The 26,384-nt window shown below is 35.5% G+C and carries 22 protein-coding genes; 13 read left to right on the top strand and 9 right to left on the bottom strand.

The window, feature by feature from the left end; genetic code table 11:
• Positions 1–26: 26 nt before the first annotated feature.
• Both ACXY7N_RS17415 and cuyA read left to right on the top strand, forming a co-directional pair.
• Positions 27–1,259, top strand: a complete 1,233-nt coding sequence (locus tag ACXY7N_RS17415; RefSeq protein WP_488592520.1) for a DUF4073 domain-containing protein — start codon at positions 27–29, stop codon at positions 1,257–1,259.
• Positions 1,260–1,482: 223 nt separating this feature from the next.
• On the top strand, positions 1,483–2,478 hold the full coding sequence (cuyA, locus tag ACXY7N_RS17410; protein WP_488592519.1) for a D-cysteate sulfo-lyase: 996 nt from the start codon (positions 1,483–1,485) through the stop codon (positions 2,476–2,478).
• A 170-nt stretch (positions 2,479–2,648) separates the two neighbouring features.
• On the opposite strand, the gene ACXY7N_RS17405 is transcribed toward cuyA, so the two are convergent.
• Entirely contained in the window at positions 2,649–2,939 is a 291-nt protein-coding gene (locus tag ACXY7N_RS17405) for a hypothetical protein (protein ID WP_016134895.1), read from the bottom strand.
• 101 nt (positions 2,940–3,040) lie between these two features.
• Between ACXY7N_RS17405 and ACXY7N_RS17400 the strand changes: the two genes are divergently transcribed.
• From ACXY7N_RS17400 to ACXY7N_RS17390, 3 genes are all read left to right on the top strand, one after another.
• A complete protein-coding gene (locus ACXY7N_RS17400; RefSeq protein WP_488592518.1) occupies positions 3,041–3,463 on the top strand; it encodes a YhfM domain-containing protein in 423 nt (140 codons plus the stop codon).
• A 1,002-nt stretch (positions 3,464–4,465) separates the two neighbouring features.
• On the top strand, positions 4,466–5,911 hold the full coding sequence (locus tag ACXY7N_RS17395; RefSeq protein ID WP_016134893.1) for a L,D-transpeptidase family protein: 1,446 nt from the start codon (positions 4,466–4,468) through the stop codon (positions 5,909–5,911).
• 364 nt (positions 5,912–6,275) lie between these two features.
• Entirely contained in the window at positions 6,276–6,491 is a 216-nt protein-coding gene (locus tag ACXY7N_RS17390; RefSeq protein ID WP_016087215.1) for a hypothetical protein, read from the top strand.
• Positions 6,492–6,683: 192 nt separating this feature from the next.
• Here ACXY7N_RS17390 and ACXY7N_RS17385 read toward each other — a convergent pair whose 3' ends face one another.
• Both ACXY7N_RS17385 and ACXY7N_RS17380 read right to left on the bottom strand, forming a co-directional pair.
• The gene (locus ACXY7N_RS17385; protein WP_098560883.1) at positions 6,684–8,057 is read right to left on the bottom strand and encodes a sensor histidine kinase; all 1,374 of its coding nucleotides are present in this window, start codon (positions 8,055–8,057) and stop codon (positions 6,684–6,686) included.
• Positions 8,054–8,728, bottom strand: coding sequence for a response regulator transcription factor (locus tag ACXY7N_RS17380; RefSeq protein ID WP_016087217.1), 675 nt, complete (start codon positions 8,726–8,728; stop codon positions 8,054–8,056). The genes ACXY7N_RS17385 and ACXY7N_RS17380 overlap by 4 nt, the downstream gene beginning before the upstream one ends.
• Before the next feature lie 175 nt (positions 8,729–8,903).
• Between ACXY7N_RS17380 and ACXY7N_RS17375 the strand changes: the two genes are divergently transcribed.
• Together ACXY7N_RS17375 and ACXY7N_RS17370 are read left to right on the top strand one after the other, a co-directional pair.
• Positions 8,904–9,374 carry a hypothetical protein gene (locus ACXY7N_RS17375; RefSeq protein ID WP_098506123.1) on the top strand — a complete coding sequence of 157 codons (471 nt, stop codon included), beginning with the start codon at positions 8,904–8,906 and terminating at the stop codon, positions 9,372–9,374.
• 20 nt (positions 9,375–9,394) lie between these two features.
• Positions 9,395–9,718 (top strand): PepSY domain-containing protein, encoded by a 324-nt coding sequence (locus tag ACXY7N_RS17370; protein WP_016087219.1) that lies wholly within the window; start codon positions 9,395–9,397, stop codon positions 9,716–9,718.
• Positions 9,719–10,138: 420 nt separating this feature from the next.
• Here ACXY7N_RS17370 and ACXY7N_RS17365 read toward each other — a convergent pair whose 3' ends face one another.
• The 4 genes from ACXY7N_RS17365 to ACXY7N_RS17350 all read right to left on the bottom strand — a co-directional run bounded on the left by ACXY7N_RS17365 (position 10,139) and on the right by ACXY7N_RS17350 (position 14,419).
• Positions 10,139–11,572 carry an IS4 family transposase gene (locus tag ACXY7N_RS17365; protein WP_488592517.1) on the bottom strand — a complete coding sequence of 478 codons (1,434 nt, stop codon included), beginning with the start codon at positions 11,570–11,572 and terminating at the stop codon, positions 10,139–10,141.
• 384 nt (positions 11,573–11,956) lie between these two features.
• A complete protein-coding gene (locus ACXY7N_RS17360) occupies positions 11,957–12,748 on the bottom strand; it encodes a collagen-like protein (protein ID WP_488592516.1) in 792 nt (263 codons plus the stop codon).
• A gap of 832 nt (positions 12,749–13,580) precedes the next feature.
• On the bottom strand, positions 13,581–13,958 hold the full coding sequence (locus ACXY7N_RS17355) for a hypothetical protein (RefSeq protein WP_098646106.1): 378 nt from the start codon (positions 13,956–13,958) through the stop codon (positions 13,581–13,583).
• Between the two features lie 104 nt (positions 13,959–14,062).
• On the bottom strand, positions 14,063–14,419 hold the full coding sequence (locus tag ACXY7N_RS17350; protein ID WP_016134891.1) for a hypothetical protein: 357 nt from the start codon (positions 14,417–14,419) through the stop codon (positions 14,063–14,065).
• Between the two features lie 370 nt (positions 14,420–14,789).
• Between ACXY7N_RS17350 and ACXY7N_RS17345 the strand changes: the two genes are divergently transcribed.
• The 3 genes from ACXY7N_RS17345 (at position 14,790) to ACXY7N_RS17335 (ending at position 16,562) form a co-directional block, all read left to right on the top strand.
• A complete protein-coding gene (locus ACXY7N_RS17345; RefSeq protein WP_488592515.1) occupies positions 14,790–14,951 on the top strand; it encodes a hypothetical protein in 162 nt (53 codons plus the stop codon).
• 301 nt (positions 14,952–15,252) lie between these two features.
• Positions 15,253–15,639: a DUF1259 domain-containing protein gene (locus ACXY7N_RS17340; RefSeq protein ID WP_016134890.1), complete on the top strand. Its 387-nt coding sequence runs from the start codon at positions 15,253–15,255 to the stop codon at positions 15,637–15,639.
• A 287-nt stretch (positions 15,640–15,926) separates the two neighbouring features.
• Entirely contained in the window at positions 15,927–16,562 is a 636-nt protein-coding gene (locus tag ACXY7N_RS17335) for a YwbE family protein (RefSeq protein WP_088084493.1), read from the top strand.
• Between the two features lie 316 nt (positions 16,563–16,878).
• Here ACXY7N_RS17335 and ACXY7N_RS17330 read toward each other — a convergent pair whose 3' ends face one another.
• Positions 16,879–17,481: a hypothetical protein gene (locus ACXY7N_RS17330; protein WP_016134888.1), complete on the bottom strand. Its 603-nt coding sequence runs from the start codon at positions 17,479–17,481 to the stop codon at positions 16,879–16,881.
• Between the two features lie 287 nt (positions 17,482–17,768).
• Here ACXY7N_RS17330 and ACXY7N_RS17325 point away from each other — a divergent pair, with 287 nt between their 5' ends.
• A complete protein-coding gene (locus tag ACXY7N_RS17325; RefSeq protein ID WP_033660094.1) occupies positions 17,769–19,247 on the top strand; it encodes a DHA2 family efflux MFS transporter permease subunit in 1,479 nt (492 codons plus the stop codon).
• Positions 19,248–19,755: 508 nt separating this feature from the next.
• The gene (cypD, locus tag ACXY7N_RS17320; protein WP_488592514.1) at positions 19,756–22,953 is read left to right on the top strand and encodes a bifunctional P-450/NADPH--P450 reductase; all 3,198 of its coding nucleotides are present in this window, start codon (positions 19,756–19,758) and stop codon (positions 22,951–22,953) included.
• Between the two features lie 212 nt (positions 22,954–23,165).
• Here cypD and ACXY7N_RS17315 read toward each other — a convergent pair whose 3' ends face one another.
• Positions 23,166–25,277, bottom strand: coding sequence for a TerD family protein (locus ACXY7N_RS17315; RefSeq protein WP_033659719.1), 2,112 nt, complete (start codon positions 25,275–25,277; stop codon positions 23,166–23,168).
• 674 nt (positions 25,278–25,951) lie between these two features.
• On the opposite strand from ACXY7N_RS17315, the gene ACXY7N_RS17310 reads away from it, so the two are divergent.
• The gene (locus ACXY7N_RS17310) at positions 25,952–26,380 is read left to right on the top strand and encodes a DUF5412 domain-containing protein (protein WP_488592513.1); all 429 of its coding nucleotides are present in this window, start codon (positions 25,952–25,954) and stop codon (positions 26,378–26,380) included.
• The last annotated feature ends 4 nt before the right edge of the window (positions 26,381–26,384 follow it).

Genomic DNA, 26,384 nt, shown 5'->3' with positions numbered 1-26,384 from the left:
ATTTTATTATTAGGGGGAGAATTTGTATGAAAAAGGCAGTTGCTTCATTAGCTGTTATGGCGGCGTTATTACCGACATTTTCAGCACATGCGGAAGGGAAAGAGCAAATCCGAAAATCAGCTACAACTTTTAATGTTATTAGTGATATTCAAGGGGACTTAGGGGATTTTGATCACGTATTAAAAGATATGAACAAAGTGACGCCACTTTCTAGAGCGCTTATTATGAATGGAGATATAACGCCAACTGGACAGCAGTCGCAATATGATGATGTGAAGCGTGTGTTAAACAAAAATAAGCATCCAGAGAATGTATGGTCAACTGTTGGGAATCATGAGTTTTATGCTGGTAAATGGACAGCTGATGGGAAGCTCTCTCAAAGTACATGGCCAAATGGTGTAACGGAAGAAACGCTATTCAACCGCTACTTACAATTTAGCGGGCAAGAAAAGGTATATCATAAAAAAGAATTAGACGGTTATCCGCTTTTATTTTTAGGAACTGAAAAATATATGAAATACCACGATTCAAAAATGTGGGATGAAGTATTTATGAGTGATGAGCAATTAGGATGGTTAAAACAAAATTTAGAAGAGTACAGTCAAAAAGATAAAAATAAGCCAATCTTCATTTTCTCTCATCACGTTTTACCTGATACAGTATCTGGATCAAGACAATCACCGTACTTACAAGATTATTTAAATGTTGATAAGTTGTACGATATATTAAAAGACTATCCGCAAGTTGTTTTCTTCTCGAGTCACACGCATTGGGATTTAAATTTACCAGACTGGGCTGGTAAAAAGAAAATTGCAGGCGGAGATAAAAAAGGATTTACTGTTGTAAATACGGGCGGAATTGAAACGGGCTGGATGTCAGCTGGACCAAATGGCGGAGAGAAGACTGCTCCTGATGGCTATTCATTTAAACAAGGGTTGCAAGTGAAAGCATATGGTAGCGATGTAATGGTAACAGCGTATGATTACAAACGTGATAAGGAGATAAAAAAATTATTAATTAGTGATTCGAAAATGGCACAAATGGCACCAAATGTAACCGCTGATGATAGTAAAAACGTAATCGTTGGTGCAACGGAGTATATGGAGTACTCTGTAGAAGGAACGAACGAGTGGTTGACGTATAATTCAGGAAACCCACCAAAATTTGATGGGGAAAAAATTGTATACGTACGTCATAAAGGCGAAATGAATTTAGAACCAGGATTAACGCAGCTACTTCGATTTTCGGCAAATAAGTGATTGGAAGAGGGCCTGCTTTTTTAATGAGTGGGTCTTTTTGTTTTGTCGGTAAGTTGATGTAAATTTCATGTACCGTACTGTAGTTAAAATCTTTCATGTAAATCCATTCACCAAAACCGAATTTCAATACATTTTTATCTCAGAAAGATGACTTCATCATTTTTACATGTAATAATAGTATCGTTACATACATTGTGAAAGAAGTACAAAAGGAGCGTTATTTATGAATTTAGCTAAATTCCCGAGAAAAAAATATACAGAGTCATATACACCAATTGAAAAATTGAACAATTTTTCTGAAGCACTTGGTGGACCAACTATTTATTTTAAACGAGATGATTTACTTGGTTTAACAGCTGGTGGTAATAAGACGAGAAAGTTAGAATTTCTAGTTGCGGATGCACAAGCAAAAGGTGCAGATACGTTAATTACAGCTGGTGGTATTCAGTCAAATCATTGCCGTCTAACACTTGCAGCTGCGGTAAAAGAAAAAATGAAATGTATTCTTGTATTAGAAGAAGGGCTTGAGCCAGAAGAGAAGCCGGATTTTAACGGAAACTATTTCTTATATCATTTACTAGGTGCTGAAAATGTAATTGTTGTACCAAACGGAGCAGATCTTATGGAAGAGATGCATAAAGTAGCGAAAGAAGTAAGTGAGAAAGGTAGTACACCATATGTAATACCAGTTGGTGGATCAAATCCTACTGGCGCAATGGGATACGTTGCTTGTGCGCAAGAAATTATGGCGCAATCATTCGACCAAGGAATTGATTTCAGTTCAGTCGTTTGCGTAAGCGGTAGCGCTGGTATGCATGCTGGTTTAATTACTGGTTTTGCTGGAACACAAAGTAGCATTCCTGTAATTGGAATCAACGTAAGTAGAGGAAAAGCAGAGCAGGAAGAGAAAGTAGCAAAACTTGTAGAGGAAACGTCAGCTCACGTTGGTATTCCGAACTTTATCCCATGCGAAGCGGTTACATGCTTTGATGAATATGTAGGACCAGGTTACGCGTTACCAACGCCAGAAATGGTGGAAGCAGTACAATTACTTGCGAAAACAGAAGGTATTTTACTGGATCCGGTGTATACAGGTAAAGCGGTAGCGGGACTAATCGACTTAATTAAAAAAGGTACATTTAATAAAGAAGACAACATTTTATTCGTACATTCAGGTGGTTCACCAGCGTTATATGCGAATACGTCTTTATTTGCGTAAGTGTAAAAAAGCATTGGGTATCCAATGCTTTTTTGTTATATAATGGAATTGTCAGAAGGTGAGAGGAGGGAGTATATGAGTTCAAATGTAAAATGGATTATATACACGGTGCTCAGCATTTCTATTTTACTAATTACATTTGTGGCTTATGGAGTGTATTTATATTTCACTTAAGTGAAATGGTAACCAAACCAAAGGAAAAATAAAATAATCGCTGTGTTACATAGCGTAAAACATAAACCGATTATGGCTAAAATTTTTTTCTCAGCTCGGCTACAAAAAGAGATAACGGCTAATAGGATTGCTATAAGAGCGGAAGCAAGTATGAAGTAGGCGAAAGGCACGACATATTCGACTCCAACTCTGTCTAAAATAGGTGTGAAGAGAAAGAGATTAATAGTAACGAATATACTTACAATGAGAAACGTATAACTTTTCCAAGTGTATGTTTTTAATTGCATGGAATGGCACTCCTTCCTTACTATTGTTTATATTTCTAACTATAAGATAATTACCTTTATTTTACAATGTGTGTATTTTTATTGAAAAGAGGTAGATGAATGTGAGGATCAGAAATTTGTCTTTCGTTTTTATTGCCATCTGTATATTCATAATAACCGGCTGTTCAAATATACTAGGAAATGAAGAGCAAAGAATTGAAGTAGAAAAATATATTGGTGATAATGAATATGAGGATCTTAAAGTAGTGACAGAAAATGATGAAGTGTTGCAAGTAAAGAAAATATTAAATGATACTAATTTTGAAAATAAAAAAGTGGAAATGTCTCGTCCAGGTGATTATCGCTTTATTTTTCAATTTAAAAATCCGAAAATAGAGGCGAAAGCTGTGTTGTATCAAATTTGGATAAGCCCGAATAAGGATAAAGTGGAAATTAAGGCGGGGGATAATCAGTACGCTCAATTAGAAGGAAAACATGCAGCCACTTTGTTTCGGATTGTTTCGGGGGAGAAGTTAGTTGAATAAATGTATATATAGTTATAGGAATTCAAATCGTATTTTTCATTTTGGGAGATAACGAGTTTGTAATTTACTCTTATTAGCAAGGAATGTATGAATAAATTTCAACAAAAATGGCTATCTTTTTATTTTGGAATAAATATTGAGAATAGGATTAAATAGAAATTGAACCTTGACTTGATGAGCGTGAGGTTTTACCCTTAGAAGTGCAAAAAAGAACTTTAAGGTGTCCAGTAATCTGTTAATTAATAATAAAAACAGGAAATATATTGTTTTTACAAAGGTTCGGTGTTATGTTTAATTTTCTCAATATAATATTTCGCTTATATAGGAGTGGCTATTTGAATAAGTTAATATTATTAGTTTTATTGGCTACATGCTGTCTCACTATTGCAGGATGTTCTAATAATATGATTACACCAAAGAATGAGTCTAAAACTTCAACATCTGTAAAGATTAAACGTATCAACAAAGCGTGGTACAAACATATATAATAGTTTTAAAGAAACTTGAAATTGTTGATGATAACAGGTCATAAGGTGAAATTAGTTAGGCTGATAGTAGATGTTGTGAACCTTGGCGAACAGCGGAAAGCAGTTAAATGTAGTGAAGTAGGGGGATTATAACTTTATAAAAAATGCGAGATTAAAATATTCACAAAAAAGAGTCTACATGTAGACCCTTTTTTGTGGATATTTTTCATAAATAAAGACATCCTATGGTGCCTTCCTCTGATTTGAACCATCTGAAAATTATTTTACCAAGTTAAGTAGTATCGCCCTTTAAAATTCGGCGAATGCGAGGTGCCTGTAATAGCTCGATTGGTGTGGTCCTTTTTTCACTTTATCTACCATCTTTATATATCTTACTATTAAAAAATCTAACTTTAATCGATTAAATGAGATAAAATTTGGTTAAAAACAATGAAATTTTAGGAAAAATAAGGTACACTATTCAATGGTTTTGGTTTAAAATCGATTGACGTTAATATATACGGGGGAAAAATTGATGAATAACAATACAGTACATGAATCAGTTGAAGAAGTTGAGAAAAAACGGGTAAGATCAAGAAAACGTTTTACAAATTGGAAGCTAATCGCTGCGGGTGGCGGTGTAATTGCACTTCTTATTGGAGGAATGAGTTATTATCAGGCAACTCACTTCAATTCGAATGTTACGATTAATGATACAAAGGTCGGTGGTTTGAGCGCTGATCAGGCAATACAGAAATTAAAAACATCTGGACTAGCAAATAAAGTCTATATTGATCAACAACAAATTTTAGATGAACAAGATACAAAAACGGAACTGACGGAAAAAGATTTGCCACAAGTTAAGAAACTATTAAAAAGCCAGTGGACATTTTTCCCTTCCGCAAAGGAAAAAGATTATTCATTGCTACCGAAAGAAGCGGATCAGTATCGTAGTGAAACGATGAAAAAACTTGTAGAAGAAAAGCTTGTTTCTATGAATGAAAAATTAAAAGCGCCTCAAGATGCTATGGCGAAGCTCGAACAAGGAAAAGTTGTAATTTCGAAGAGTGTTGATGGAAAACAGTATGACGTTACGAATCTACTAAAAGATTACGACAAGCAGAAGCATCAAAGCGAAATTCATCTAAAGTCTGCATACATACAGCCTATTAAAGAAGACGATCCGATTATCAAAAAAGAAGAGAAAGCATTACAAAATCTTCTTAGGCAGTCTGTTGATTATAAAGTGCAGGATGAAGTGTATTCATTAAAAGCAAAAGATTTAATTCAAAATGCCTCTATGTCAAAGGACATGAAAGTGACAATCGATGCGAGCGAAATTAAGAATAAGATTGCTGAAATTAATAAGGCTAAATCTACATTACATAAAGACTTCGCTTTTAAAACACATTCTGGTTCGGTTATATCAGTAAAAGGACAAGGATACGGCTGGGCACTAGATGTGGAAAAAGAAACAAAACAGGTTCAACAAGCCTTTGAGAAAGGCGAAAAATCGCTTTCTGCTTCTAATATTCACGGGAATGGTTGGGAGAAGGAAGGAATCGGCTATAAAACAACATCGAATAATGGCATCGGAGACACATATGCAGAAGTTTCAATTGCAGATCAACAAATTTGGATTTATAAAGATGGGAAATTAGTCGTCACAACAAATGTAGTAACGGGTAAACATAGCACGAGTGAAGATACATCACCAGGTGTGTGGTACGTTCTATATAAACGAACACCATACACGCTGAAAGGAAGCGCAGTAGGTAAAGCTGATTATGCAGTTAAAGTAGATTACTGGGTTCCATTCACAAATAGTGGTCAAGGATTCCATGATGCAGGCTGGCGAAAAGACTGGGGAAATAATGCTTATTTAACAGGGGGATCAGGTGGGTGTGTGAACCTTCTTCCTAATGTTGCAAAAACTGTGTATGATAGTTTGAATACTTATGATCCAGTTATCGTGTACTAAAAAATCGCTATGTATTAAGAACTTATACGAATAAACAAAGCAGAAAATCTTACCTGATGGTCCATGAAAAAAAACACCCCTTGAATTCGCATACTAAGTGTGGGAATTCAATGGAGGTGTTTTTTGTTTGTATACAAGAGTTAATTGCTTATAAGAAACAAAGTAAAAAGAGATTAAAATAAAGAATAAGTATTCAAATAGTCAATAAAATTGACAATGAATATCATTTTCACTTAATATAGAATCGTCGCATTTAATTAGACATGAATTTTTTGTTAATATAATAGATTTCTATTAAATTGTCATATTTAGGAACTATCATTAAATCTTTTAAGAATTTAAACGTAGGAAAGGGTAATATAAAATGAACTGGAAAAAAGGCGGATTATGGGTTATTATTTTTTTCGTTGTAAAAGGCACGATTTCTACACTTTTAATCGTTACTGGTGCTAAATATTTTGATTTGTCATTTATGCAACTTTGCGTACTAATACTGATCTTATTACTGATATCTCTCATAAGTCGAAAATTGCTGCATAGACATAAACAAAACAAAAAGCAAAAAGAGCTAAATATATAATGAAGCCCCAGAGACCTTTGGATTTCTGGGGTTTTATTTCGATCGTTTTTCCCACATGTATATCAGCTTAACAGACCAGGTTGTCCAAAATGATAAAATCGATGCTGTTTAAAATGTTTCAGTTATTTTTACATAAGGATTGAAGAGAGCTTTTGAATCAATCTTTATTCTGAAGCTACAGATGCGCATAAATTATGCTCGTTTTTCAATTGGTAGTTTAAATGTAAAAGTACTGCCTTCTCCTAATTCACTTTCAACCGTAATTTCTCCTCCGTGTAGTTCGACAATCCATTTTACCATCGACAATCCTAAACCTGTGTTTCCGGTGCTTGAAGATGTTCGTGCTGCGTCAACTCGATAGAAACGGTCCCATATTTTATCAATATGTTGCTCGCTGATGCCGATGCCATTATCGGAAACTTTACCTATTATGTTGGTTTCATCACGGAACAGTTGCATATGAACAGTTCCGTTCGCTTTGCTATAAGCAATTGCATTCGTTAGTAAATTCATTAATAAACGCATCATTAATGTTTGATCTGCTTTCATAAATAGGTCTTCCTCTATAGTAGTTGTTATATCAATTGAAGCTTCTTGAACCATTAGTGAAAGCTCTTCTACAACGATTTCCGTTAATTCACTCATATTGATACATTCAAATTGAAAAGTATTATGGTTTCCTTGGTCAGCTCTTGCTAATAATAAGAGTTGTGAGATTAGCGCGGACATTTTGCGTGATTGCTTTAAAATTACTTCTAACGATTCTTCCATTTCTTTCGGATTATTCCTCTGCGATAAAGCGTATTCGCATTGCGAAATAATAACAGATGTTGGTGTTCTTAATTCATGAGATGCGTCAGATGTAAATTGTTTTTCACTTTCAAATGATGTTTCCAATCGCTCAAACATTTTGTCAAAGGTTTGTGCTAAATGATACATTTCATCTTTCGGTGAACCTTGTAAATGAATTCTCTTCGAAAGGTCTTTACCATCACCAATTTTACTAGCTGAGTCACTCATTTGTTGCACAGGTCGAAACGCTCTTTGCGTAATAAAATATCCTCCTACTGCGGCAATGAGAATCAGTAATGGGAATGAGATGAGTGTTATCACAATAAGCGTATTCATCGTTGATGATAATTGGTTCATAGTCATTATTCCACGAACCCACACTTGCTCATCGCCGCCTGCATTATGGAGAAAATCATATACAATCCATTCTTTATTATCGTCTTTAATAGTTTGTATTTCATCGGATTTAAGCGATATCTTTTTATTAAAGCTTGTTGGACTATGTCCTGCCAACGGCTCACCTTGTTTACTATAAATGATGATATTTACTCCATCTTCAAAGGTTTCAAAATCATCGTCCATCTTTAATTGACCATGCTTATATTCGATATCTTCAATGCTTTCTTTTACTGTGCTCTTCAATTGATCTTTCATATTAAAAAGCAAAACTTTATCTGAAGAAGTTAAAATAAAAGCTAACACGAGTGCCATAATAATTACAATTAGCCCCGTATACCACAGGGTTACTCTCATTTTTATTGATAGTCTTTTCATGATTCTACTCGCAATACGTAACCAGTTCCTCGTACTGTATGAATTAACTTCGTTTCAAACTGGCTATCAATTTTTTTACGAAGATAGCGGACGTAAACATCAATAATATTCGAGCCACCTTCATAGTCGTAATTCCACACATGTTGCTCAATTTTATCTCGTGTCAACACAACTTCTTTATTACGAATCATATATTCTAAAATAGCAAATTCTTTACTGGAAAGAGTGATAACCTGGTCTCCTCTTGTTACTTTATGCATATTGCAATCTACCACTAGGTCAGCGATTTCAAACACATTAGATGTGTTTCCTGTATTTCTTCGCATTAACACTCGAATTCTTGCTAACAGTTCGTCAAAAGCAAACGGCTTTACTAAATAATCGTCCGCACCTAAGTCAAGTCCTGTTACACGATCATCAATTGTATCTTTAGCTGTAAGAAGCAAGACAGGGGTTGTATTATTGTCCGCGCGTAATCTTTGTAATACTTGTAAACCATCTATTCCGGGAATCATAATGTCAAGCACAATCAAATCGTAGGTAGCCAGGTTTATATAATCCAAGGCATCTTCTCCATTCCCACATGCATCGACACTATAGTGTTCTGCATTTAATCGTTTTACTAATATATTTTGTAAGTCTTGTTCATCTTCGACAATAAGAACTCGCATTAACATTCTCCTTTTCTTCTTATTAATATGTATCACTATAATTCCAAAACATTAAAGAAAGATTAGAAACGATTTAATTATATCATTTTATTTTTTGTACATTAATCTTCCTTTAATGTTTGTTCAGTAATATAAAGGCAAGGATAAGGTGCACATGTAAAGGGAGGAAAACAGAATGAGAAAGTGGATGCTGATTGGAGCAATGTCTTGTTTATTCTTAACAGCTTGTTCTACTCAAGCTGATAACAATACAGAAGTACAACAACTGAAAGTGGAAAATGATACATTACAAAAAGAAGTTGCGCAACTACAACAAGAACCAAACAAAACAGGGCCTGCTGCGAATGATACGAAGCCAATACAAGATTTCAAAAACGAAGTCTCATCTATTGTAGAAAAGGCAAATAACACGAAACCAGTTGGAGCAAAAGAAGAAAACTTAAATACGTACTTAGCAGCCAAAAAAGAAATTGATCAATTAGATGACAAGATAGAACAATCTGATAATCAGCTAGAAGCGGATTATCGTGCTGGAACGATAACTATTGAACAATATCAAAAGCAAGAAAGAGAACACGATATACTGGAAGATCAATTAGAGCAAGCAGAAAATGCTCTTGAAGCAAGATTTGGAATAGATGATTAATCATGAAGGAGTGGATGAAAATGTTAAAACATAAAAAGAAAATAATGATAAGTGTAATTGCAATTTTAGTAAGTGGTATTGCTATTGTTGGTGGATATTATGGTATGGGCTACAATTATGCCAAAAAGAATGAAAACTACACAGAGAAACAAGTTCGTGAAATTTCTTTAGCTCATACAAATGGGGAAATTATTAATGTGAAAAAAGAATTCGAATTAGAAGATGAAAACTTAACACAATCTAAATTTGAATATGAAGTGGAAATCAAGACACCTGATAATCTGTTAAATAGTTTAAAAGTTAGTGCTAGAACAGGTACGATAGAAATCAATAATGAGGATTAAAAAAATATCGACAAATAAAATATCGTATATTTGAAAAAATCCAGGCTAAGCAAAAATAAAATAAGCTGCCCATATGGACAGCGTATTTACACAATTCTTGTTAACGGTAGCGAAGAAAAAGAAGAATCCCTACTTTCACAAGGGAATCGTCTTTTTTGTTCTATGGATCTATGCATTTTTTATACATTCCTATCCTGGTGCGGTTTTAGGGTTCTTGTCTGTTATTGGATTAACCGAAAAACTGTATAAAATCTTGTATACTCTTAGCGTGGTTTTTTCCGAAATACTGGCGGTACCCCATCGCTATCAAGCTAAGGATGCCAGGAGGGGATATGTGAGTGTTATTTTTTAAAATTTCTACGACTATACTAAAGATATGCATAACAAACAAACCTATTAAATAGGTGTTTTAAAAAAATATTATGCAACTTTGGAACTTTGAGACAACGTACAATCATACACAATGCCTAAGATATCAAAGACTGTTTTCTTTTCGTACCGGTGAGATTTCCGCCCATTTTTCTCTAAAAGATAAAACAAACGTAGCAAAACTTTTAATAATTCATGGATGCCCTTCTGTAATCCTGCATAAAACAATAGATAATAATTTTTTATCATATAGATGGATTTGTATTCACTTAGCTCTTTCTTTTTCTTATCCAAAAGTAATTGCCGCATTTTGAACATCGTTGATGAACAGAGTAAAATACTAATTAGTTGCCCATATAAATGGCATTCTAAGCGTTCTTTCTTGATTTCTTTGCACTTGTGAATTTGAAAGAAAGACTTCCATGTTTTAAACAAAATTTCAATTTGCCAGCGTAATGAATACAAGTCATGGATATGTTCCGTTGGAACATTTTCTACAGAAAGATTCGTAATATACACATTGATTCCACTCAACCGTTTACTTCGTTCTTTGTAGGTAATACCTTTCTTTTTTTCTTTTTTGACTTGTTCTTTCAACCTTTTTTCTGTTTGTTCCTTTGTTAATCGATGAATAATAACACGAGCTGGTAATTTTTGATACTGTCCAATGTATGCATCTGAAATCTCCATTGTTTGACCAGGGGGCAATTGATTCATGAGTTCTTCCATATCTAACTGAATATAGAGTGTTCCTTTTTTTACGATCCCATTTCGAAAATAATCTGGCTCATCATTCTTACGATAGATTCGAGAATTTAATTTCAAACGCGAGACATAGTAAGCTCCTTTATCATGGATCTTCTGTAAGTCCTGTAAGTCGAAATAGCCTAGATCTCTTATGCACAAGTCTTTGGGTTGAATGGTTTGTAGGCTTGTTGAACCGAAGGTTTTATCATTTTCTCTTCCTTCTCCTATATAAACGTGCAGGAACTTTCCGCTCAATAGGTCATACTCCAATTGAATTTTAACTCCTGCCGTATGGCTACTTCCACCCGAACCTTGATAATGTGAAGAAAACTTATTTGGAAGCTGAAATGTTGTAGAATCTAAAATCCGAATATGCTTAAAGGTCGTGGTGTATTGATGAATTATTTCTTGTGTTGAATGAATTCTTTGAGTTAGAAGTTTAGCTAGAACTTGTTCAAGAAACTGTACTGCGGAAGCATTAAATCGTTGATTAAGTCCTTCAGGACTGATAAGAACACCTGTAGATACTTCAAGACAGCTACATAATTGTGTGAGTGATGTACTTGCAACCTGTTGGCTAAGCCATACACATAAAGCAACTAGTTCCTTTGCTTGATATTTACTCTTTCGCTGAACGAATCCTTTTTCTTTAGCTAGGTGTTCTAGAACATGAGGGGACATATGTCGTTGTAATTCTTCAGCAATCGGTTGAAGTTCATCAAGAATCGAAAGATTCATAAAAAAACGCCATCCTTTCCTATGATTCTACAGAAAGAATAACGTATTTTTTTCACTTTGAGGGGATTTCTTTTTGTTAGCTTACTAGCAATGTGGCGGTACCCCATGCCCATCAACTTAAGAACGGAAACAAAGTGAACTTTCGTTCAAATAAACTAAAAAACTCTTAAAACACTATTTATCCATTAAAAATGGGCATGGGTCCTGACGTCAAAAAGCGGATATTATACGCTAAGATATTTTTGGAAGTAAAAAACCTGTTTCCTTTTTTGAGATTTATTACAATAGATAATAATTTATAAATAAAAAAGAGAAAGATTTTTATAATCTTTCTCTTTTTTTATACTAAAAACCTCATTAAAAAACTGCAAGTGCATCAATACATTAGAAGTTTTGTGAACATGAAGTACAAGGTCCACCAGTAGGTTGGAATACAACATTATCAACAAAAGCTGTTGCTCCTTCCCCACCTGTAGCAATATTTTGGAAAGCAACACATGCTGTAGTCACACCAGCAGGTATACACACAACAAGAGTATAATGTTGGAAGCTAGATTGCGGTTGATTCGAAGCTGGGATAATATTCGGAATATTCGATGGTCCAAGAGTTGCAGGGAGAGGAGGACATCCATGTCCAAGTTCTGGGAAAGATACAGAAGCTATAAGAAGTGCACCATCCCTTATATCCGCAGCAAAAGAAAACGTAAAACAACAACCTTCGCCAACATCAACCGATTGATTAATACTTCCACCTGGTTCAATTGACGCAGCTAAGATACTAAGTGTCCCATTTGAAAGAATACGACCACTATGGGCGTTTGGAAAACCTACTTCTGTAACATCCCCAATTTGATTCCAACCTGGAACTAGATCGCCTACTAATGGCGGTTCGTCAAATCCAGGGTTATCAAGAATATTAGTACATGGACAACACGCTACTGCCGTAGGTCCAGTCGGCCCAGTCGGCCCAGTCGGCCCAGTCGGCCCAGTCGGCCCAGTCGGCCCAGTCGGCCCAGTTGATCCAGTAGGTCCCGTTGGTCCAGTCGGCCCAGTTGATCCAGTAGGTCCCGTTGGTCCAGTAGGTCCTGTTGGTCCAGTCGGCCCTATTTGAGGTAGAGGTACAGGGGGGAAAAAACACTCACACGGAATCTCAAATCTCTTTCTAAATTCACTCATTTATACACCAACCTTATCTTTCACCCACTTACACCTTATAACTTATGAATCCGCAAACGTACTAGTATAAGGAAAAAACCTATAAAAATTAAAAAAATATTAAAAACAAGCCCTTATGTCACAATTGTAAACCCATTTCATAATATATAAGGAACACAGATTCACTCCAAATAGCTTTCAATATATAAAAGGGGGTCCCCCTCCTGAAAGTTAACATTTGTGTTAGATATAGCAGTCTGAACTATCTAAGTACAGTAGTTACTGATCCAAATACTAGTTTTATTGCTGTTCCTGTTGGGCCTATTGATAAAAGAGAATGGCAGAATAATGGGGGAGTGTTATTTACAAAAGCACTCTTTTTCTATTTCTCTTTTACAAAATAGGGACTAGCCCCTCCTAATGTCATAAAAATAAAGAATGAGAGGAATTCATCCATAATTCCCCTTAAATAGGTACCACAACATGCCCATCAAGCTAATATTTTGAGAAACCTCCCATAACAAAAATTTTACCTTTTCACAGTTATTTATTAGAGTTTGGCTCAATTTTTCTTTTTTGGGGGTATTTGCTTTTCTTAGCTTGATGGCGATGGGGCGGGACCCTTATAAAGAAAAGACACTCTAAGGTGTCTTTCTTCAACTTGAACCATCATATGTATTGGGCTCCCATCCAACTATTATTTTACCATGTTAAGTTGTATGGTTTATTGAGAAAAAGCCCTATATAAGGGTACCACATCAGCATTTCGGAAAAAAACTACGCTAAGAAAAAAATATAATAAACTAGCCCATATGGACAGCTTATTTACATCATTCTCGTTAATGGAAGTTAATTATATTTTTCTACGTACTAAATAAAAAGATAAGGCCCCCATAATAACAGGTGCAACGAAATCAAAGAAATGGGAAAAATTAAAAGGAAAAAGAAAAAGAAAGGGTATAAGTGTATAGATAACTGCTAGTCCTATAAATACAGGAATTCCAAATTGAAATTCTCTACATCGTTTGATTTTCCTGTATAACACTTCCCCAATTAGACAAGCTACAAGAGCCGGTATACTACCATAAGTGACGATCGTTTTAATGAATTCTAATACAACGTTCGGGTGAATAAAGCTAGGATGAGAAATATATGAAATCAAGAACCATCCGAAAATAAAAGCAAACAGACTTGCAGCATAACTAATTACAAATTTTATCAACGTAATCATCCTCATAGTTTTCTAATAGTAACTCCATTGTATGACATAACGTCCTATTATTGGTAGCAAGAAAAAAACGGATCCCTACTCTAAAAAGGCACCCACTCATTCTTCTATACTAGTTTTGTTTTCTTTGCTCTTGCAAACTTCCAAAAAGCTGCAAGTAGTATGAGAAGCGGTATTCCCTGAATGAAGAGAAATCCTCCTAAAAAATAAAGTGCACGACTAACTGGAGGAGGGGCCGTTGCCGACTCACCCGCAAAATAAGCTCCATAATTAGCCGCCACACCTGCATAATCAGTTATCCCACCTATAAGAAGAGCCGCTGGACTTATGATTAGATTTATCCCTAAACAGACCATTATTGATGATAGATTTTTAGCCTTAATTTTTGGTGAAACAGACAAGAAAAACAATAATATTGCAGCGCCGTTTATAAGAAGTAATGTTATTACATAATAAATTCCCATAATATCCCTCCATGACTTTAATTGTACCATCAGCAAGGACAACTTTGTATAAATTTGGATGAATAGGGTCTTCATGTGAGGTTAACATAACGTCTCATTAACAGTAGTCAATGATGCATATAATTTTCGTTTTTGCTTTCTTTTCTGAGCTGGATAGCGGTGGGGTGAGTCATAAATTGTGGAACACATTCCTAAGTTATTATAATATGAAAAAATGAAACTCTCCTTCTGCAATCCATTCAAATGGCTCAATCTCCGCTTTTTTTGAATTCCCTGAAGTGCTAAGCATAAGCAAAATAATTAACTATCCTATGCAAGAAAGTTAGGCTAGTTAATCGCATATGTTTTATTGAAGGGATGTGATTGCATTATGGAACGACCGAATTGGGGAATTGGAGGATTAGTATTCATTGGCTGCATGTTTCTTGGCGGAGGAGTGGGATCTATATTAGGCGATACGCATGCTGGATGGCTAATAGGGATGGGTGCTGGATTTATTGGGATGGCTTTAACGAGACTGGTCAGAAAGTAATATAACGGGATTCTTCTTCGGGTAAATAAGGGAATATGTACGTAAGTAATTCATGGTATAAGAGCTCTATAAATTATAGTTAGAAACTTCTCTTTTCAAAATTTCTCCATACATAGATATGATTCTCAAGTCGGAGGATGGCACCTTAGGGTGTTTTTTTTTATGCTCTCTAAAAATGTTTTACCATATAATAGATTTCGTGAGATTCCGATAATCTTTTTTGTAATAGAATAGATTCATTACCGTTTCAGACCGACGTATTCATTCATAACCTAACAGTAAAAGGGGGATGATTCAAGGTATGGCGTGTAATGATGAATTAATTTGTCAACAGTTTGTAAGAATTATCGGTGGCCAAGAAGGATTCGCCGGTGGAAAATGCGTGGCAACAATAAATCGGGATGAAATAAAGGCAACAATTTTAGGAAAACGTTTTAGAGTAACAACTTCCTTCTCATTCGAATCAAGAGATAATAAAACTGGACGGGCATTATGTTTAGGACGGGTAGCGCTCTTACAAAAAGAGGTCAATGGATTTGTTGCTACAATTATTAAACAAGGAATAATCGTTTCGTCTATACACAATGAGTGGTTATGTGATGATCCAAATTTAATTTACGTTAATATCGAAGACGTTGATGATCCGCTAAGCTTCGCAAGGAAAGTTAGAAAAGCGTTATGTAATTAACCAATCTATTTAGTTAAATGAGCAATATAAAAGGATCTTCAATCGAAAGATCCTTTTATACATAAGGTGAAGGTTTTTCTTTGTATTTCATTAATTAAGTTCACTTGACTAGCAAACGAACGTAATTCCTATGCACGAATCGATATAATAATAATCTCCGCCTTTATTGTAGCGTGAGTGTTAGTCAAAATTAAATATATACGACAAATTTTGACAAAGAAATACATACATTTTTGTTATGATATGAAAGTTATTGATTTGTAATGTATATATAGGAGGATTTTTTAATGTTAAAGAAATTGTTATTTTTTGTACTTTTGAGTTTGTGTGTAATGTCTTTAAGTGCTTGTAAAGGTGAAGAAGAAAAATTAAAAGTAGCATCAGATGAGCAAAAAATAGATGAAGATAAAAAAGTAGCGGAGGAAGAAAAACGTAAGCAAGAAGAGCAACAAAGAGCAGAAGAAGAGAAGCGTAAACAAGAAGAGCAACAAAGAGCAGAAGAAGAGAAGCGTAAGCAAGAAGAGCAACAAAGAGCAGAAGAAGAAAAACGTAAGCAAGAAGAGCAACAAAGAGTAGAAGAAGAGAAGCGTAAACAAGAAGAGCAACAAAGAGTAGAGGAAGAAAAACGCAAGCAAGTAGAGCAGCAAAGAGCAGAAGAAGAGAAGCGTAAACAAGAAGAGCAGAAGACTCAGCAACAACAGAGAACACAAAAACAAGAAAAAACAACACAAGCAACAGGTGGGAAACCAACAAGATCACAAATTTCAGTTGGTTCACATGTAGTTATTCAATTAGATAATGACTATAGCAAAACTGTAAGTGGTGTTGTGAAAGACATTTTAACACATAGTGAAACACATACATACGGCATTAAAGTTCGATTACAAGATGGACAAATTGGCCGTGTTCAAAGTGTTAACTAGTGAAAGAAGATTTGACTACTTTTCAAATAAATAAAAACTACAAAAAAACGGTTCTTTCGTAAAGGAACCGTTTTTTTGTAACGTTTTGCTTAGTGTACGAAATTTGCGTTTTGTTGATGTCACCACACCTCTATCAAGTTATCACATACAAGGTAATAGATGTTTTTATAATTTGAAAGGAGAGGAAACGAGCTTGGAGGGAGTACTGGAACCATACAATAAATACACTCAGGGGGCATATTTGAGAAGATTAAATCAATGGAAAAGGAAATGTGTTTTTGTCTGGGCTATGGACCTATCCGCCCGTGCTAATGAACTAAAAGAAGAACTTCCCCATACCGATTAGACTACTAAGCATTCCGATTCCATTCATGGTGCCTTTTCCCACTGTAAGTAAGTTTCCAAGCATTCCTGGCTGACCGTAACCTCCGTTATTCCCCCATCCCATGGGACTTATCTGTCCGCCCCATCCTGGAGAGTTTCCGAAAATACCCCAGTTATTGGTACTGAATTTAAAAGCCTTAGCTGGCGGCGATAGTAAAGCGGCAAGATTACCGTGTGCGAACATCCCTGCATGATTGAATGGTTGGGCCCAGGGGAAGGGAGGTTTTTGAAAATTAAAAGCAGCATGGCCTGGTAATGGAGTCCAATTAGCAGGATGACCTTGGGGCATCATCCCTGCATAATGGCTTGGCTGCCCCCAAGAGAAGGGAGGGAATTGGGGATTGAAACCCGTATAATTGGCTGGTGAATCCCAACCAAATGGATAGACTCGACAACTCCAATTCTCAGGAACCTTCAGACTATCCATTCCCTCCGCTTTAGTTATTTGGGGCTGTGAATATAATGACGACATTGAAATTTGGTTATTATATGTTTCACCGTTTCCCTTTGAATTCAAATACCAATATTGGTACATAAGCTTAATCCCCTCACTTTAAAAATGTAATGTTTGACTTAGCCTATGTAATATTCCTTTTTATGGATGGTTACATAACTAGATTTACAAGCCTGTATTTAAATGTTTATAAAAGTGTAATCAATAAAAAAATTTTAAAATGTTATGTTGATCAAGTGGAATTGTTAAAAAGAGAATATCTATACGAAGAGTTTGGCAAAATACTGCAAGGATAATGTATTTTTGTGCAGATATGCAAACGATTTAAACGAATCAATGGAATTTATAATGAAGGGGCAAATAAATATATGAATGAAACATTACATAAAAGAAAACCACCATATTTAATGCTTGTAATCCTTTTTATTGGGGCATTTGTTTCATTTTTAAATAACTCCCTTTTAAATGTAGCCTTGCCATCAATCATGAAGGATTTAGACATTAAAGATTATTCAACAATCCAGTGGCTTTCTACAGGGTATATGCTTGTAAGTGGTATATTAATTCCGGCATCAGCATTTTTAATAACCCGCTTCTCCAATAGGAGCTTATTTATTACATCTATGGTGATTTTTATTTTTGGTACGGCCTTAGCAGCTGTAGCACCGAACTTCGGTTTATTACTTACTGGCCGGATGGTTCAAGCAGCAGGTTCTTCAGTCATGGGGCCTTTGTTAATGAATATTATGCTAGTAAGCTTTCCAAGAGAAAAAAGGGGAACAGCAATGGGGATTTTTGGATTAGTTATGATTACAGCTCCAGCAATCGGACCGACACTATCAGGTTATATTGTAGAGTACTATGACTGGCGTTTGCTGTTTGAAATGATTTTACCGCTAGCAATCATTAGCTTACTGTTAGGGATTTGGAAATCGGAGAATGTCATGAGACAAAACAAAAATGCAAAACTTGATTATCTCTCATTACTATTATCTTCTGTCGGTTTTGGCGGTTTGTTATATGGATTCAGTTCTGCAAGCTCCGATGGTTGGACGAATAAAGTGGTCTTAACAGCCTTAATCATAGGCGCTATTTCCCTAATTGCTTTCATTATCCGTCAATTAAAAATGAATGAGCCTTTATTGGATTTACGTGTTTACAAGTACCCAATGTTTGCACTTGCGTCTGTAATTGCAATTGTCAATGCGGTGGCTATGTTTTCGGGTATGATTTTAACACCAGCTTATGTACAAAATGTCCGCGGTATTTCGCCGCTGAGCTCTGGGCTGATGATGCTTCCAGGTGCGGTAATAATGGGGGTTATGTCACCAATTACAGGTAAACTATTTGATAAATATGGCCCGCGAATTCTTGGCATAGTAGGACTTTCCATTACAGCTGTTTCAACTTATATGCTGGCAAACCTGCAAATCGACTCTAGTCACACACATATTATTCTTATTTACACACTGCGGATGTTTGGGATGGCGATGGTGATGATGCCACTTATGACAAATGGCCTTAATCAATTGCCAACTCGCTTAAATCCGCACGGTACGGCTGTTAATAATACAGCTCAACAAGTGTCCGGTTCGATTGGTACTGCTATTCTTGTTACGATTATGAATTCAGTAACAAAAACAAAAGCTGAAAGTCTAATGTCTGAAGTAGATCCAACAACCTTCACAGAAGCTACGAAGGCAATATTAACTCAGAAGGCATTATTATCCGGAATTCAATATTCATTCTATGTAGCGCTTGGCATGAATGTTGTTGCACTACTATTAGTTTTTTTCGTTAAACGTGTAGATACAAGCCCGGAAGCTGTCGAGAGGTTAAATCGGTAGAGCAAAATAAAACGCGAGATAATGATTCCTACAAGTTTTTTTTGCTGATTAGTTAGACCATGAAAAAATGCAAATTTCTGTTGCTAAGGCGCTGGTATTTAAACCTGGAAAAGAACCAGTGAAATAATTACACATAGTGAAAAGGATCTGATATTCATATCAGATCCTTTTCACTAGTAACGCAGTATACTTGCTTATCGTATTTGTTTGAATAGACATTAGAAATTACTGATTTTCCAAATACTACAATCTTTAGCTCTCAATTTCTGATAAACATAATAATAATACGCTTCATTTTCATTTAGTATTTTTTTCTGCAAGTTATAAAACTAATGTCAACAAACAACTTAGATTACCAACCTTATAAGCAATATCATAATCGTGAATAGTTAGGGAAAAGATAAAATAAGGTAATCAATTACATATCTTTATCCCAGGCGATTCATTGTTATCTTCTTTTTATTGAATGGGATATTTTATTTCATGCTTTTTTGAAAGGGTGTTTTTAATGGATAAAAAAGTATCTGCCATTCCTCAGCCGAAAACATATGGACCGCTGGGGAATCTCCCATTAATCGATAAAGATAAACCGACCTTATCGTTTATCAAGTTGGCGGAAGAGTATGGTCCCATTTTTCGAATTCAAACTTTAAGTGATACCATCATTGTCGTTTCTGGACATGAACTGGTAGCAGAAGTCTGTGACGAAACACGGTTCGATAAAAGTATAGAGGGTGCTTTAGCAAAGGTTCGTGCCTTTGCTGGAGACGGATTATTTACAAGCGAGACTCACGAGCCTAACTGGAAAAAAGCTCATAATATTTTGATGCCCACATTCAGCCAACGGGCAATGAAAGATTACCATGCCATGATGGTCGATATTGCCGTACAACTCGTTCAAAAATGGGCACGGCTTAATCCAAATGAAAACGTGGATGTTCCGGAGGATATGACTCGCCTTACATTAGATACAATTGGTCTGTGTGGTTTTAATTACCGATTCAATAGCTTTTATCGTGAGACCTCTCATCCTTTTATCACTAGCATGACCCGTGCTCTAGATGAGGCGATGCACCAATTACAGCGACTGGATATAGAAGACAAACTCATGTGGAGAACGAAACGTCAATTTCAGCATGATATTCAATCCATGTTTTCTTTAGTAGATAATATTATTGCTGAACGTAAAAGTAGTGGAAATCAGGAAGAAAATGATTTACTTTCCCGTATGTTAAATGTGCAGGATCCGGAAACTGGTGAAAAATTAGATGATGAAAATATTCGTTTTCAAATTATCACTTTTTTAATAGCTGGGCATGAGACAACAAGTGGATTGTTATCTTTTGCAATCTATTTTTTATTAAAGAATCCAGATAAATTGAAAAAAGCCTATGAAGAAGTAGATCGTGTTTTGACAGATCCTACACCAACATACCAACAAGTTATGAAACTTAAGTATATCCGGATGATTTTAAATGAATCGCTACGTCTATGGCCTACTGCTCCAGCATTCAGTCTCTATGCAAAAGAAGATACAGTGATTGGTGGGAAATATCCAATTAAAAAAGGAGAAGATCGTATTTCTGTTCTTATTCCGCAGCTACATAGGGATAAAGACGCGTGGGGAGATAATGTGGAAGAATTCCAACCTGAACGATTTGAAGAGTTGGATAAGGTTCCTCATCATGCTTATAAGCCATTTGGAAATGGTCAACGAGCATGTATCGGTATGCAGTTTGCACTTCATGAAGCCACACTCGTAATGGGAATGCTTCTTCAACATTTTGAATTCATCGATTATCAAGACTATCAGCTGGACGTAAAACAAACATTAACGCTAAAGCCTGGTGATTTTAAAATTAGGATTCTACCCCGAAATCAAACTATTAGCCATACTACTGTTCTTGCGCCTATAGAGGAGAAATTGAAAAACGATGAAATCGAACAGCAAGTTCAGAAGACTCCTTCTATTATTGGAGCCGATAATCTTTCGCTTCTTGTTCTGTATGGATCGGATACAGGGGTAGCAGAAGGTATTGCAAGAGAACTAGCAGATACAGCTAGTTTAGAAGGTGTTCAAACGGAAGTGGTAGCTCTTAACGATCGAATTGGAAGTCTGCCAAAAGAAGGGGCGGTTCTTATTGTAACTTCTTCTTATAATGGAAAACCACCAAGTAATGCAGGGCAGTTTGTGCAATGGTTGGAGGAATTAAAACCGGATGAACTAAAAGGTGTTCAATACGCAGTTTTTGGTTGTGGAGATCATAATTGGGCTAGTACTTATCAGCGAATTCCAAGATACATTGATGAGCAAATGGCTCAAAAAGGAGCAACAAGATTTTCTACACGTGGAGAAGCGGATGCAAGTGGTGATTTCGAGGAACAGCTCGAGCAATGGAAACAAAGTATGTGGTCTGATGCGATGAAGGCATTTGGATTGGAACTTAACAAAAACATTGAGAAAGAACGCAGTACATTAAGTTTACAATTTGTTAGTCGTCTTGGAGGATCGCCTCTTGCGCGAACATATGAAGCAGTTTATGCATCTATATTGGAAAATCGTGAACTTCAATCATCTAGCAGTGATAGAAGCACACGACATATCGAGATATCCTTGCCAGAAGGCGCTACGTATCAAGAAGGAGACCACCTTGGGGTGCTGCCAATTAATAGTGAGAAAAATGTCAACCGAATTTTAAAACGCTTTGGATTAAATGGGAAGGATCAAGTCATACTGAGCGCAAGTGGACGCAGTGTAAATCACATACCTTTAGACAGTCCTGTTAGTTTAATTGAGCTTCTTAGTTATAGTATTGAAGTTCAAGAAGCAGCCACTCGAGCACAAATACGAGAAATGGTGACATTCACAGCATGCCCTCCTCATAAAAAGGAATTGGAATCATTATTGGAAGAAGGAGTTTATCATGAACAAATATTAAAGAAACGTATTTCAATGTTGGATCTTCTTGAAAAGTATGAGGCTTGTGAAATCCGATTTGAACGCTTTTTAGAACTTCTTCCTGCGCTTAAACCGCGTTACTATTCTATTTCGAGCTCTCCACTCGTTGCACAGGATCGTTTGAGCATTACGGTTGGTGTTGTTCATGCGCCTGCATGGAGTGGGGAAGGAACATATGAAGGAGTCGCTTCTAATTATTTAGCTCAGCGTCATAATAAAGATGAGATTATCTGTTTCATTCGAACGCCACAATCAAACTTTCAATTACCTGAAAATCCAGAAACACCAATTATCATGGTTGGACCAGGCACTGGAATTGCACCATTCCGTGGATTCTTACAAGCGCGTCGTGTGCAAAAGCAAAAAGGTATGAAGGTAGGAGAAGCACATCTATACTTTGGTTGTCGTCATCCTGAAAAGGATTATCTCTATCGTACAGAATTAGAAAATGATGAAAGAGAGGGATTAATCTCTTTACACACAGCTTTTTCTCGCTTAGAAGGACACCCTAAAACATATGTACAGCATGTAATAAAAGAAGATAGAATCCATTTAATTTCGTTATTAGATAATGGGGCCCATCTTTATATATGTGGTGATGGAAGTAAAATGGCTCCTGACGTAGAAGATACCCTTTGTCAAGCATATCAAGAAATTCATGAAGTCAGTGAACAAGAAGCAAGGAATTGGTTGGATCGTGTGCAAGATGAAGGGCGATATGGAAAAGATGTTTGGGCTGGTATATGAATGTTTCTTAATTAGATACATATTAACTAATGAACTTCTTTCGAATAAATTTCACTTTATTAGTATAGTGTATTTAGATGAATAGTGATTAACCGGACTATTTAGTATCTACTAAATAAAAAAACAGGACCTGATATTCATCTATCAGGTCCTGTTTCACATAGACATTATACATGGATATTTTCCACACATTATCAATGTTTGTAATGTAGTTAGTCTTGTGGGTCAGCGATAAAATCAGATATTATTTTTTCGATATCAAAAGGAGTAATCCCTTTATCCAAAGAAAAAATGCTTTCTGCTTCTTCGATGTCTTGAACGAGTTCACCTCTAGCTTCAATATGTAATCGGAACAAATCATATAAATTCGGTTTAACTAAATTAGTAAAAGCCTTTCCAACTAGTATCATACCTTTTTGATTAGCCTCGATGGTATTATCATAAGTTAGATCTCTTGTAAGAGACAAATCTGTCCAAATCAATTTTCGTTCCTTTAAGTCTAAGATAACTGGAATAGATATTTGGGTGTCGGCAGTAATATCCACTTTATCTTGAACAGTAGAAGGTTCAAATATTTCACCTGAACCAGGATATTGACGAACCATCCAACCAGTAAAGCATTCTGGTAAATCTTTATATGGTTGGTCTGTGTAAGAAAGCAAAGTCATGACTACATAGCGTCCACCGTATTTCAGCACAGACGGAATATCGAAATCAATGAATTCAGATGCCCCCTTTGGTGCAGAAGTAATATCTCCGCTATGGTAGGCTTTGAAATTTTTTGAACGTAAGTTTGTGAAGGATACATGTTCTTTGTATTGCCAATCTTCGTCGTACATTGCAGCAGACAAATCAATGTCAACGCGTCCTGTATGTTGTCCATTCACATAGCCTTCTTTCCACCATAGGAAAAAACGAATTGTATCTCCTTCTGGTAAATCTACTTTACTTCCTCGAGATAATGTGCGAAGCGCTTTGCTGGCTGAACGTTGAGAGAAGGGGACTAAGTGATTTTTTAACTGTTCATCCAAAAATACTTTTCCGAGACTTGGAAGTTCTGCGAAGCGCTTTTTTAAAGTATCTTCACACATTTTTACAATCATTAAACAAATAGCCTCTGAGATAAATGGAAGTGTATTTTCAATACCTATAGCTTTTGCTACATTTCCCTTTGGAAAAAAGGTACGAAATTCATTTTTATCATTTCGATGCTTAAAATGAGCCGTAAGTTGAAGTAATACAGGAGTAGAAACGTTTCCTATTATACTTAGAAAATCTTCGAGAATATTGAAAACATCTGTTGACTTATCACTACATAAACGGATTAAATGATCCAAGCGTCTGGCAAATTCCCCCGGGCGAGTTTTTAAAAGATTTTTCGCTGTCATGATATCACGATTCAACAAAGCTGCTTCTATTTTTCCATTAAATGTTTCAACTTTAATGTTGTTGCGAAGAATCTCAAATGCTCGGTGGGTTTTGGAGAAACGAGTATGATATTCTGCTGGATGAAGAATTTCACCTAAACGAATCCAACGTTTTTTGTATCGAAGCATATCTTCGGTAATGTTTCCGCATTGCTCTAACAATCCTAAAAGGAAGCGTCTTTCTGCTCGGTTAAACTTCTTGAATCGAACGGAGGATGCTAAACTCACATCGCCTTCAGATAAAGCAACTGCAAGGCGAAGAACATCAGTTGCTGTTTTAAAATACTTTGCAGCAGCATCGGCTGATATTTTTCTGTTTATTAATAAAACCCCAATTATAAAAGACATATTTTCCTTATGAGGAATTACATTAGGTAGAAAACAGGAAACATCTTCAGTGTGTGTAATAGCCCATTCTACATCTGTCTTATCAGTTGAGGAAATAGAGCTGTTTGCACTAATCAATTGAGAAATCATTTGATTGAAATCTTCTTCACTTCCTAAGTCAATAACTTTCAAATCAACGCTATCTAAAAGAGGAAGTCGTTCTTCTATTTTTGATACAGGTAGGCGCAACGTCACATAATGAATAATGGCATTGATGTATAAATCAGCGTCACTTAAATCCATCATTTGTTGCGGAAAGTTTGGATACATAGGAGTAAACTGAATATGTGCTCCAACCATTTCTTTTAAATGTTTTACCAACTCTTTGTAAAACGATGTGAATGCATCAACCGAAAGTGTTTGCAACTCTTCTATTAAAGGCTCGGAAAAAGTAAATCCTAAACTTTCCAAGTTTTTTAAAACAGTGGCTAAATAAATGTTCGGTAGTTTATTTTCTTCTCTTTTTATAATTACTTTCAAACTTCTTCTTATATAAATAGAATTTTTCATGAGAACGCCAGCTATTCACTCCTTATAAAAGAGGGGAATAGTCTGACTGTCCTCCTTTCAGTGGTAGATTTTTATTTTTACATGCATAAACACACTAATTGTAGAGAAATGCACAGAGGGTACATAGCTATTTTTTAGTGAAAAATTAGGGGTATAACATTTAGTTGTTAAGTGGTAATTTGTTAATTAAGAAAAGAAAACCTCTACATCAATGGTTTGATAAACTAAAGTTTATTCAGGACCAAAGAAGAAAGAGGTTTTATAGTCTAATTATTTTTCATAGGGAATTGACAACTCTAAAACAATTTGAAATTTCTACAAAGAAGGAAGAATTGTCATAGCCTATGTGTTTAGCAGGAAAGTAACATCCCTATTTCGCCAAAGAAGTTAGAAGGAAGGAACGTCATAGCCTGCTTTATTAGTATATTCTCTTGCGAAGAGCAATTCAAGTATACTGTCTGATTTTTTTAATTTTTCCTAAATGGGAATTTTCATGTTTATCCCGTATTAACGGGCAGCCCGACTGGTGAGGGGGATTAAAGTTTCACTTTATAAATAGAGAGACCATCACATGCTCTTTTTATAATACTATTACGGGAGGATTTTTATTTTTGATATATTATACCATTTACTTAATGGTATAATATGGTATTCTTTCTATGGAATGGAGTTGAATGAGTATTATAAATACAAAAGGTGAAATTAAAAAAACAAAAAGAAATGTATTACTAACTATACTTACTATGTTAGTAATTATAATTGGATTTGGATATTGGAAATTTTTTAGTTTGCAAGGTGTTCCAAAAGGGGAATTAATTCAAACAGTGAAATCTCCAGATGGAAAATATCTCATCAAGACTTATTTTCATAATGCAGGATCATTAAGTGCGGATGCTGTTAGGGGTGAATTAGTTAATCTTGATACAGATTCAGAGAAAAATATATATTGGAACTATCCAGATACCGATCCATATATTGAATGGATAAATAAGAATATTGTTAGAATTGGAGATCAAACTTTAGATATTTCACAGAAAGAAACCTATGATTGGCGTGATGATGATAAGCACGTTAAAGAAATGCCTAAACAGTTTATTAGATAAAACA

This window comes from Bacillus sp. 5w2 (assembly GCF_054353775.1).
Note: the sequence above shows the minus strand (reverse complement) of the source record. Positions and strands in the feature narration are given on the sequence as shown.

Excerpts from the sequence above, each read along its gene's own strand:
- ACXY7N_RS17415 (WP_488592520.1), top strand. The coding sequence starts at position 27 with ATGAAAAAGGCAGTTGCTTCATTAGCTGTTATGGCGGCGTTATTACCG.
- cuyA (WP_488592519.1), top strand. The coding sequence starts at position 1,483 with ATGAATTTAGCTAAATTCCCGAGAAAAAAATATACAGAGTCATATACA.
- ACXY7N_RS17405 (WP_016134895.1), bottom strand. The coding sequence starts at position 2,939 with ATGCAATTAAAAACATACACTTGGAAAAGTTATACGTTTCTCATTGTA.
- ACXY7N_RS17395 (WP_016134893.1), top strand. The coding sequence starts at position 4,466 with ATGAATAACAATACAGTACATGAATCAGTTGAAGAAGTTGAGAAAAAA.
- ACXY7N_RS17390 (WP_016087215.1), top strand. The coding sequence starts at position 6,276 with ATGAACTGGAAAAAAGGCGGATTATGGGTTATTATTTTTTTCGTTGTA.
- ACXY7N_RS17385 (WP_098560883.1), bottom strand. The coding sequence starts at position 8,057 with ATGAAAAGACTATCAATAAAAATGAGAGTAACCCTGTGGTATACGGGG.
- ACXY7N_RS17380 (WP_016087217.1), bottom strand. The coding sequence starts at position 8,728 with ATGCGAGTTCTTATTGTCGAAGATGAACAAGACTTACAAAATATATTA.
- ACXY7N_RS17375 (WP_098506123.1), top strand. The coding sequence starts at position 8,904 with ATGAGAAAGTGGATGCTGATTGGAGCAATGTCTTGTTTATTCTTAACA.
- ACXY7N_RS17370 (WP_016087219.1), top strand. The coding sequence starts at position 9,395 with ATGTTAAAACATAAAAAGAAAATAATGATAAGTGTAATTGCAATTTTA.
- ACXY7N_RS17365 (WP_488592517.1), bottom strand. The coding sequence starts at position 11,572 with ATGAATCTTTCGATTCTTGATGAACTTCAACCGATTGCTGAAGAATTA.
- ACXY7N_RS17360 (WP_488592516.1), bottom strand. The coding sequence starts at position 12,748 with ATGAGTGAATTTAGAAAGAGATTTGAGATTCCGTGTGAGTGTTTTTTC.
- ACXY7N_RS17355 (WP_098646106.1), bottom strand. The coding sequence starts at position 13,958 with ATGATTACGTTGATAAAATTTGTAATTAGTTATGCTGCAAGTCTGTTT.
- ACXY7N_RS17350 (WP_016134891.1), bottom strand. The coding sequence starts at position 14,419 with ATGGGAATTTATTATGTAATAACATTACTTCTTATAAACGGCGCTGCA.
- ACXY7N_RS17345 (WP_488592515.1), top strand. The coding sequence starts at position 14,790 with ATGGAACGACCGAATTGGGGAATTGGAGGATTAGTATTCATTGGCTGC.
- ACXY7N_RS17340 (WP_016134890.1), top strand. The coding sequence starts at position 15,253 with ATGGCGTGTAATGATGAATTAATTTGTCAACAGTTTGTAAGAATTATC.
- ACXY7N_RS17335 (WP_088084493.1), top strand. The coding sequence starts at position 15,927 with ATGTTAAAGAAATTGTTATTTTTTGTACTTTTGAGTTTGTGTGTAATG.
- ACXY7N_RS17330 (WP_016134888.1), bottom strand. The coding sequence starts at position 17,481 with ATGTACCAATATTGGTATTTGAATTCAAAGGGAAACGGTGAAACATAT.
- ACXY7N_RS17325 (WP_033660094.1), top strand. The coding sequence starts at position 17,769 with ATGAATGAAACATTACATAAAAGAAAACCACCATATTTAATGCTTGTA.
- cypD (WP_488592514.1), top strand. The coding sequence starts at position 19,756 with ATGGATAAAAAAGTATCTGCCATTCCTCAGCCGAAAACATATGGACCG.
- ACXY7N_RS17315 (WP_033659719.1), bottom strand. The coding sequence starts at position 25,277 with ATGAAAAATTCTATTTATATAAGAAGAAGTTTGAAAGTAATTATAAAA.
- ACXY7N_RS17310 (WP_488592513.1), top strand. The coding sequence starts at position 25,952 with ATGAGTATTATAAATACAAAAGGTGAAATTAAAAAAACAAAAAGAAAT.